The following is a 10,416-nucleotide window of genomic DNA, read 5'->3' on the forward strand; positions in this document are numbered from 1 at the left end:
GGCTTCTAGGTCGTAGACAATCAACTACAAGAACATTCTTAATATTAAGAAGAATAGATAATTATTTTGATTTAGTAAATAAAAAAGAACTAACGCAAGAAGAAGCAATTGAAGAATTCTTGGCTGATTCATGTTTACGATCTGACTTCTATAACGAGGAAATTTCTTCTGAAAAACCTATTAATTTTTCAGATTTTACTAATCTTCTTGAAAATGAAAAATGGGGAGCATATGTTGAAACAAGAATTAATAAAACAAGATACCTACTGTTAAAGCTTGATATGTTAATGGGAAATGCGGGCACAGTTCTACAATATAATAAAGACTCATCTTCAGTAGAACACTTGATGCCTCAAAAAATAGAAAATACTAACTGGCAAATAGAATCCTCTGCACATAAAGAATGGATACATAGACTAGGTAATTTAGCTCTTATCGATAAAAATAAAAATGCTTCATTAAGTAATAAATTGTTTATTGAAAAAAAGATTAAATACCAAGGAGCTATTGAAACTAGGGCTAATACAAATTTTATTTTTATGACCAACTCAGATTGGGACATAAAATCAATTGAAAGTAATCATAAAAGAGCTATTGGATTATTTACTCAATATTATGAAGGGAATAGCTTAAAAACATTCCAGCAAATTAAAAGAAATTTAAATTCACCTATTTTATTCTAATCAAAAAATATATAAAATATATCAGCCAATAGGAGATATAGAGCAAGGCCCAAGACCAAAGTTAAATATGATGGAAGAACCACAAATATATTTTACCAATATTGAACAGGTCATAATGGATAATTTTGAAGAGGCTAGTGAATCTATAAAAATTTCAGTAGCATGGTTTACCAATAAAAATCTCATTAACAAATTAATTTCATTGAAGCAAGAAAAAAAAATTACTGTTCAAATTTTAGTAGATGATAATGAGATAAATAAAAAGTATTTTCATGATATTTTTGAAACTGACTTGCAAAAAAATGATATCGAAATTAAAAAATTGAAATTAAAAAAATTTAATCACAACAAATTTTGCACTATAGATAAGAAAATAGCAATCACTGGTTCTTATAATTACACAGAAAATGCCAATAAAAATTTAGAAAATCTTGTTGTTGTTATAAACTCAAAAATTGCAGAATATTACACTAGAATTTTTCATTTTTTTACAGATTTAGATTATATAGATCAGAATATAGATATACTATTTAATAATTTTTATTTTGCTAACAAGTTAATTTCTACTTTCTATCCCTTTACTCGTAAACTTATGAGTAGTTTGGAGGATAAACTTTACCTAGGGCTATTGTTTTACACATTTTAACGGATTACATGATGAAATCTCATATGATGCAGGGTTAATTTTTAATCCAAAATGGAAGTACCACAAAGGACTAAAGCAATCTGATATAAAAAGGAAAGATAATGACATGTCTATTGATGACATCAATTCAGATTTACTACAGGAATTTCCTCTACCTATTAGTAAATCGGTAATTACCGATTTTAAAATTGATAAAATTAGTGATTTTAATTTTCAGACAGTATATGAAATTGCAAATTACAAACTTGAAAATATAGATTTCGAACACTTTGCTGATACATTTAAATCAAATGAAAATGCAATTTTACAATACTACAAAAGTAAATTCAAAAATATTTTTACGGTTAAAGAACTAACAGAGTTTATAGAAAATGATATTGATTTAATTAAGAAGGATTACATTTGGATAATTAATTTTTCCCCATTTTTAAATAATGATCTGATCCAAAAAATCTATAAAATAGATTCTTTGAATATAAAATTCAGGGAAAATACCTAACAATAATATTTTTTAGTTAATTATTTTTGTAGAAGATTAGCCTATATTTTACATAACGATTAAATTCAAAAATTCATTATTTCAGATGTAATATTCATAATTTTTACTTTTTCTAAATTTTAAACATGACATTTCAGCAAGCTACCGAAATTAGGCTACACCTAATTCAAAGTTTAAATATCAATGGCTTAAGTGAGGTTACTCGACAGATAGAGATTGCCTTACGTGAAGAATTGGAACAAAAAGAGAGGTTGGAATTTAACCCAAAAAGACTTTTAATCTTTTACATTGATAAATCAATTGAAATATTGGAATCAATCTCAAACGACAATTTTGAAATTATAATCAATAAACTAAATAAAGCTGTAGAGTCTGAACTTCCCATTGAAGATATACAGATTCAAATGATAGAAGATCAAGGAGTTTACAGTTTAAGAAATCTTCCATCTTACAGACCTATAATAGAGGAATTTAAAAAGATTCAGAACATTATCTTAGAGGACAATGACACAAGCCCAAATAACAACAATTAAAAGCAGAATTTCTAACATTCTAGAAAATAGTTTGGCGATATCCGCTGCACAATCTTCAATGCTGTTACCAGTTAGTGCATTGCAAGGTAAACTTTATGAAGCTTCTGTACTAGCTGAGATTTGTCACAGATTAAATGTGGATGAAGGATTCAATCTGCGTCTAATTAACAATAATAGTGTAATGTTGAAGCAAAAAGGAGGTCCCGTGAACAGAGATTATCCCTACATTGAAGTATATTCGTCTGGTCTTTTGGTTGCTGAACTTTGGACAGATATTGAGTTTACGACAATGAGCCACAACATCAATGGATCAAACAGAATATTAACAAGACAAGACTACCATGAATTGGATATTGCTCTGACTTTTCCAAATATATCTGAGAGACCAAGTTTTGAACAAATTTATATGGCGGTCGAATGTAAAAATACAAAAATAGAAAAACGTATTATCCGGGAAATTTTGGGATATAGGAGAGAACTAAGTTGTCTCAGTAATAATGAAAGAACTTTTTTTTCGAATTTTCCCACTAATCTTGTTCCATCATCCCCTAGTTCTGTTCATATGTTTTATTGTAGCGATAGGAATGTTTTACACTATTTTAATAATTGTAAGATTTTCGGAACATTTTTAATCCATCATACGATGTAATGATACTCTTTTAATTTATCTTCTAAAGATTTTTATATCATTAATAACATTTGTCTGATATCATTAAAAATAATATTTTAGTTTAACTTTAATAATAACCATTAACATAATAATCAATGTCTGAAAACATTATTATAAACCTTCTTAAAAGTGAAAACGCTAGCAGCTTTTCAGAAGGTAACATAATCCACGCAACGGAATTTTTAACCGTAAAAAATCATATTGATGATTTAATTGATTTAGCTAAAGCAGATGAATCAAAAGAAAACTTACACAAAGCGATTACAGTTCTGGGATCTCGTGGTAGCGGAAAAACTTCGTTTCTTTTAAATATCAGGGATTATTACAAGACAAATAGTGACGTAAGTGTACTTCCAATTATTGATCCAACTTTAATAGAAGAAAAAGGGCATGTTTTTTTGAATGTTTTATCAGCGATATCTGAAGTTATAAACAAAAAGCTTGATGAGGATGTCTTCAATTTGGAGTATAATCAACAGGTTAAAAGACAATGGCATAATAAGTTAATGAATTTAGCTCACGGAATTCCCTCTATAGATGGAATAGGTTCTAATAATTCAGATAATTGGATGGATCCTGAATTTGTTATGGACACTGGTTTAGCAGCAGTATCTGCATCTAGAAATCTTATGCAAAATTTCAATGACTTATTAGATTTCTCAGCACAAATATTGAAAAAAAGTGTTTTTTTACTAATTTTTGACGATATTGATGTAGATTCCTCTAAGGGATGGGCTGTATTGGAATGTATAAGAAAATATTTTACCAGCTCGAAACTGATTATTTTATTGAGTGGTGATATGAATTTATACTCTACCGTTATTCGTCAAAAAAAATGGATGAATTTCGGTCGGGAAATACTTAAATACGAAGGTGTAGAACAAAGAACAGGTGATACCAGCAATAAGATTAATAGATTTAATGATATGGTTGTGGAACTTTCTTCACAATATATGTTGAAAATTATGCCTCCGAAGTATCGGATTCATCTTACTACAATTTCTGAAAAGAAGAGAATTAGCAGGGATATAAGCATTAATGTCAGCCATCCTGCATTGGAAAGAGAAGAAAGCCTAGATAAAGTTTACAATAGAATTCTTAAAAAATTTGGAATTGTTAATCCTACACAACAAGAAGTCTATAGAACTTTTCTGCTTTCACTTCCTCTAAGAACGCAAATACAATTTTTAATAAAAAAAATTGATGACAAGAATCGTGATTATAATTCTATTATAGATATTTTCTTAGCAGAGCTTCAAGAAAAAAATGTAGATACGTACACATCTAAGCATTCTTCGAAATTCATCAATAGTATCATACTTGACCTTTTGATATCAAATCATAGATTATTAGATGTATATTAGTTACAACCCATTACAACTGATTCAAACTTGAATGCATGCTTATTTTCTTTAAATATATTATTATCGTCTTCTATTAATAGCAAAAAAAATGGTAAATACCTGCTTTTTGATTACTTTATAAGAATCGGATATATAAGAAATATTTTAAGTATTATTCCTTACGCCACAAATAATAGCTCCTCAACTATCATTAGCCCTAACATAGAAGACCTTTGTGATAAAAGTGGTATTTATACTGATCGAGTACTAAGAGATATTACTGCCAATCTACAAAGCTATATTTTCGGCGCAATCAACAATCCGGCAACGCAAAATACAAATCATTATATTAAATTAATGGGACTTGAAGAAATTGCGAAAAAAGGATTTACAGATCGACTAGATTCCGTTTTCTCTCCAAAAAACACAAAATCGCTATTAGATAAAACGATTGCCTATATTCCAAGTTTTATTTTATCTTATTCACATAGACAAGCAACTCAAGTTTCATATTCTATTCACATTTTATTGGCAACAATAGGGGAAATATTAAAAAGAGATCAATTAATTGCAGCTGAGAAAGAAGAAACTGAAAGAATGAAAGAGGTTGTTTCAGCTCTTATTAACTTATCTCAAATGAGAGCCTATCCAGCACCAATTTTCGATAGAAGAAATTCAATAATCTTACAAAACGATTCTGTGAATGACAATCCTCATTTGGTTGATTTTTTAAGTGACGATTTTTCTGATAAAGGAGAATTAGAAAACTTTGCAGAAGATATATTATCTTGGATTTCTTCATATGAGAAAATTGCAAATCCAGCAGAAATTCCTACTCATATTCTTGGAAAAATATATACTCGATTTTATTTTGCATTAGAAAATATTAATAGAGATTTTAATAAATCAATCCTATTGGGAGAAATTTTTAATTATCAAATAATTTCATTTTTTAATGCAATTATAGTTGAAGATACTTTGGAACAATTACAGAACACACCAAAACTAAGTATGGACAATACAAAGCTTTCCAATCAATTGTTCCTACAAAATTTGAAAAAATTAAATTCATTGCTTTCTGAAGAAAAAAAATATCTTTCACTATCTAAATGGTTATTAAGCTGCCCTCTCTTAACTTGTTACTTAGATTATAGTGATAATGAGTTAGTTTCAAGACTTGTGGATTATACTGGACAAAACTTAGAAAATGCTATAAAAATTTCAGTTTATGATCAGTTAAACTTAGTTCAAATAAGCAATTCAGATGCGGTCAAAAATGCTGCTGATGTGTACCAAGTATTTATGGAAGGAGATAGTACATTAGCTAATAAAGGCAGAGAAAAAGATTTAATAAAAATTTTGAATGAAAATGATTATCCAAGAAAATGGTTTGAAGACATGGGAAAGCCTACCAATACACAACATAATAAACAAATAAGCACGTACCTATATACCATATTTGGTAAACAAAGCAATAGCAATAAAATAAGAAATTTCCGAAGATTTTTAGAACTAAATCCTTCTTTATGGCCGTAGATTTATATAAATTTCTTTTAATGGATAATGAATCACTTTCCCAATACCGGGTTGGTAATAATGTTTCGTTTGAAGATATTAAAAGAAGATTATTTCTTTTGTCAAGAACTCAAAACAGGCTAATACCAGATCATCTCTATAGACTTTATCAAGAAAAAGCTTTTGAAAATGTTTTCAACCTTAATGACATTTTTTTAGTCGGTATTAGACAATTGGCAGAAAATCATTTGGAGATTAAATCTAAAAGGATATATGTGAAGGAAGAAATGCAGAATTCTTGGCAAGAACTTTTAACATATATACCCCCATTATTTCTTCAGTCTTTACTTATACATAAACAGTATAAAATAAGTGATACTAAAAATTTATCTTTTTTTAAAGAAGTAATACTCCCAAATACAAAATATACATCGATTCCTTATCCAAAAATCACACAATTAGAGCACTTGATCAATGATAATAAAGGTTTTCATGATTTACACATGCACTTGAATGGATCTTTAGAAACAGATCAGGTTTGGCAAGATTATTTGTCACAACCAACCCGAATTTATAAGGATTTGAAAAAAAGTTTTAACAATACTAGAGTTAAAGAACAAATTGAGCAAGAGTCATCCTTACTTGAGCCTCTTACTTATATTAATTTATTAAAAGATGCTCAGAAAATTCGACATATATTTTACGCATATATTTTTAATCCGGAAAGTCTCAAAAAAGATAAAAATTTTCGTCCTTCTAGTATTCGTAGTTTATTATCAAATAAAATTGTTGGCTACAGACATCCATTTTTAGATCAAATCTCATCAAATGGTAAAAGCCAATATTTGATGTCAGTAGAATCATATATGTATGTTTTGATTTTGGAAAAAATAACACTGCACCCGAATGAAATTATAGCAAAATTATTACACTATTATCTATTGATATTAGGATTAACAAATCGTTTATTAGTTCAACAAACTCATCAAAATGGCTTTGAGCAATTTCAAAAAAACACTCTGAATGGTTTAAGAGAACAAAGTGAAAAAAGTTATGGCAGAAGGTATTTGCAAATGCATGGAAACGACGGTAATTTTCTATCTTTTTTAGAAGGAAGATTTTCCCCAAAAGCTACACAATTAGAATTAATCGCACAGATTGAAACAATATACAAAGGCTGGAATAAGATGATAAAAATACTGAGTCTAAATTCATCAAAAAATCATCTACCACAGTTGAAGCTAGTAGCACATTTTATAAAAAGAGTTGACACAAAACCAAATCCGTATATACGTCATAGAGCCTTAAGATTAGAAGTTGCAAGAAAAGGACGAAATATATCTTCTCTACTGAAAAATTATCCTAAATACAAAAATAAACTAATTGGAATTGATGCTGCATCAAGTGAATTTGATGCTCCGCCAGAAGTTTTTGCACCTACGTACAGAGCGCTTCGCAGGAAGGGCGTGGAACACTTTACCTACCATGCAGGAGAGGATTTTTATCATATTTTAGATGGTCTAAGGTCTATTTATGAAGCAATTATTTTTTGTGATTTTAAGAAAGCTGATCGTATTGGTCATGCTACTGCTGCGGGGATATCTGTTAAATTATGGTCGAAAATAGTYGGAAAAAAAATCTTAATTAATCAAGGAATCCATCTTGATAATTTGATTTTTGCTTATCATTTAATTGTAAAATCAAAAAACGAACAATTATAAAAAGTAATTCCACAAATAATAAATGAAGTAAATAATTTAAGTTTCAACATTTACAAAGAATACTATCCTATACTGATTCTCCAACAAGCATGGTTAATGCGGGAATGCTGCCCATTACACCAATTTGACAAAAAAAACAACTTACAAGCACAAGGAATTTTTGATGATACAGAAAGCACTTGGCTTATTACAAAAAAAATAATAGAAGATGACAACAGTATTACTAAGGATAAAGTTGTCGAGGTATTTCAAAAATATCATAGTTTATCGTTTCGCTCAAATTATAATAAAGTGATTTCAATAGATCCCTTTGAAATATTTGATTGCAATCAACTTGAAGCTCTACAACTTGAAATTCTACAATTTATGACAATAAAAGAAATTGTTATTGAAACACTTCCTACAAGCAATGTAAGAATCGGTTTTCATAAAAACTATTCAACATATCATCTTTTAAATTGGATAAATTGGCATGAGCAAGGGCACAGTATACCACCAATTGTATTAGGATCAGACGATACCGGCATTTTTGCAACAAATATTTATAATGAATTTGCCAATATTTACTGTACACTTATTAACGATCATAATTTATCCCAGTCAGAGGCAATCAAAATTATTCGATATATCGATAACAACAGTAAAATCTATAAGTTTAGATAGTAAATTTTATTCTGATATAATCAAAAAATGGTTATTGTAGATTTATAATTTATAGAAAACTACTTTCTCGTCATAATGTTTGGGGCTGAAATGCTAATCATAACGTTTGAAAAAAGCTGGTGGAATACCTATTTATAATGTTTAGAACTACCTTAAAGATTTTAATAGGGCTCCTTATTTTGATAATTATTACTAATAGATATTTAGATTCATGTCTCTCTTGGATGACTTAATCTCTATATTTTCAGTAAAGTTCAATGGGAAATATTGAATAATTATTTTGAATAGCTTTTTATTTTTGTTTTTATGGAAAACCGTATATTGACATTTCATAAAGTTTTTAAATTTGAATATTAGGTAATTAAAAATTTTATCAAACTAAAACCAATCTCTTTCAATGAGAAAAACTCTACTTGATTTAATTGAGAATACAATAATTCATCAATATGATTTGCCAAATTCTACAATTGGGATTCTAAAGACTATTTTTTCTATTGATAATGATAAGTGCTTTAAAATTACCAATAACAATGATTTCTCTGAGATAATTTACAATTCTATTTTGGAGTATTCTTTTAATGAGTTTGAAATAGAAAATAAAGATTATGATAAACTACATTATATAGCTTTACAAACAAAACTAAAATATAATCCAACTTCCGATTTAGGAACAAAAATAAAATATGGTTTTCTAGGAGAAGTTGTTTTATTTAGCGTTCTATATACAATTTTCAAATCAAAACCACTTATCGCAAGAGGATATTTTTATAATCCTTTGGAAAATTCAGAAACAAAGGGTTACGATTCTTATCACTTAATTGAAAATAACGGACAAACCGAATTATGGTTTGGAGAAGTCAAATTTCATAAAGATTACAAAAGTGGAATAAAAAGTGTTTTTAAAAATATAGGTAAAGCTATTTCAGATAACTACCTACAAGCTAATGTTTTTGCTATTTCCAACGAAGTAAATAATCTACAATACAAAGGTTCGAAAATTGAAACTGTAATAAATGACTGGAAAGAAAATCCATATTTGTCAATAACGGATGAAATTAAACAGCATAATATGAAACTTATTTATCCTGTTATGCTTCTATATGAAGAAGATAGCGCTGGATATGATGAAAGTATAAAGAACATTCCTACACATATTCAAAGCGAATATTCATCAACTAATTATGGTCTTTCAATTCCATATTCAATATTTTTCATCTTAATTCCGATGAAAGATGTTAAACTAATAAAAGAAGAGGTAATAAAATGGATAGAATCGAAGAAACCACTAATGTCTTAAAACAGATAAATAAATTTAAATCAAATCAAATTACAAACGATGTAATAGTAAAGTCAGTTTGTGATTATTTTGATATTATTAAATCAGATAACTTAAATCAATCAGATTTAAAATTCCTCAAATATATATCCAATGCTGTAGGGATTCCCCACTATTATGATTTACTAAATAGTTTCAATCAAACCATAGGAATTGAAGACTTCAATTTAAATACATTCTCATCTTTCCTTTACGAAAGTACTCTGCATACAACAGAAACAAGAAAAGTTCACAAGTATCAAATGGATATTTTAAATCTATTTGAACACAATCAAAAAAACAGATATTTTCTCTCAGCGAGTACATCTTTCGGGAAAACACATATTGTTTTTGAGATAATTAAAAAGATGAGCTATAAAAATGTGGTTTTAATCTTTCCAACAATTGCATTACTATCAGAAAATTTAGAAAGGCTTATTTCAGACGAATCATATTCATATTTTAGAGAGAAGTATAATATTCATACACTAAGTGAGATAACAGAATTTGGAGATAATAATTTATTTATTTTCACACCAGAGCGTTTCCTATCATTTAAAGAGAAAAGTCCTAATTTAATCGCTTTTGATTTTGCATTCATTGATGAAATTTACAAAATAGATAATGAGTATTTATTAGATGAAGAAATTAGAGAAAACGAAAGAGATGTAGCATATCGTTTGTCTGTCTTCTATGCATTAGATAATAATTCTGATATTCTTCTTGCTGGACCATATATTGAATTTTACAATCAACAAAAAAGAGGATATAATGGTTCGTTTGATAATTTTCTTTCTAAAAATCAAATCTTACTATTAAATTATAATC

The 10,416-nt window shown here is 28.1% G+C and carries 11 protein-coding genes; all 11 read left to right on the forward strand.

Annotated elements, in window-relative coordinates:
• The coding region (locus AB4Y90_RS10085) for an HNH endonuclease family protein (RefSeq protein ID WP_441557363.1) at nucleotides 1-683 on the forward strand (683 nt) is incomplete at its 5' end.
• 67 nt (nucleotides 684-750) lie between these two features.
• The gene (locus tag AB4Y90_RS10090) at nucleotides 751-1,329 is read left to right on the forward strand and encodes a phospholipase D-like domain-containing protein (RefSeq protein ID WP_441557365.1); all 579 of its coding nucleotides are present in this window, start codon (nucleotides 751-753) and stop codon (nucleotides 1,327-1,329) included.
• A gap of 106 nt (nucleotides 1,330-1,435) precedes the next feature.
• Nucleotides 1,436-1,828: a hypothetical protein gene (locus tag AB4Y90_RS10095; protein WP_441557366.1), complete on the forward strand. Its 393-nt coding sequence runs from the start codon at nucleotides 1,436-1,438 to the stop codon at nucleotides 1,826-1,828.
• A gap of 125 nt (nucleotides 1,829-1,953) precedes the next feature.
• Nucleotides 1,954-2,361 carry a hypothetical protein gene (locus AB4Y90_RS10100; RefSeq protein WP_441557368.1) on the forward strand — a complete coding sequence of 136 codons (408 nt, stop codon included), beginning with the start codon at nucleotides 1,954-1,956 and terminating at the stop codon, nucleotides 2,359-2,361.
• 181 nt (nucleotides 2,362-2,542) lie between these two features.
• Nucleotides 2,543-3,010: a hypothetical protein gene (locus AB4Y90_RS10105; RefSeq protein WP_441557369.1), complete on the forward strand. Its 468-nt coding sequence runs from the start codon at nucleotides 2,543-2,545 to the stop codon at nucleotides 3,008-3,010.
• A gap of 116 nt (nucleotides 3,011-3,126) precedes the next feature.
• Complete coding sequence (locus AB4Y90_RS10110; protein ID WP_441557371.1) at nucleotides 3,127-4,395, forward strand: P-loop NTPase fold protein; 1,269 nt, start codon at nucleotides 3,127-3,129, stop codon at nucleotides 4,393-4,395.
• A gap of 27 nt (nucleotides 4,396-4,422) precedes the next feature.
• Complete coding sequence (locus AB4Y90_RS10115; protein WP_441557372.1) at nucleotides 4,423-5,910, forward strand: hypothetical protein; 1,488 nt, start codon at nucleotides 4,423-4,425, stop codon at nucleotides 5,908-5,910.
• Entirely contained in the window at nucleotides 5,901-7,610 is a 1,710-nt protein-coding gene (locus tag AB4Y90_RS10120; protein ID WP_441557373.1) for a hypothetical protein, read from the forward strand. Before AB4Y90_RS10115 ends, AB4Y90_RS10120 begins: the two co-directional genes overlap by 10 nt.
• A gap of 96 nt (nucleotides 7,611-7,706) precedes the next feature.
• Nucleotides 7,707-8,273: a hypothetical protein gene (locus AB4Y90_RS10125; RefSeq protein WP_441557375.1), complete on the forward strand. Its 567-nt coding sequence runs from the start codon at nucleotides 7,707-7,709 to the stop codon at nucleotides 8,271-8,273.
• A 397-nt stretch (nucleotides 8,274-8,670) separates the two neighbouring features.
• Complete coding sequence (locus AB4Y90_RS10130) at nucleotides 8,671-9,570, forward strand: Hachiman antiphage defense system protein HamA (RefSeq protein ID WP_441557377.1); 900 nt, start codon at nucleotides 8,671-8,673, stop codon at nucleotides 9,568-9,570.
• On the forward strand, nucleotides 9,537-10,416 hold an 880-nt coding region (locus AB4Y90_RS10135; RefSeq protein ID WP_441557378.1), incomplete at its 3' end, for a DEAD/DEAH box helicase family protein. The genes AB4Y90_RS10130 and AB4Y90_RS10135, both read left to right, overlap by 34 nt.

Source organism: Chryseobacterium sp. 2TAF14, assembly GCF_052115105.1.
Lineage (GTDB): Bacteria > Bacteroidota > Bacteroidia > Flavobacteriales > Weeksellaceae > Chryseobacterium.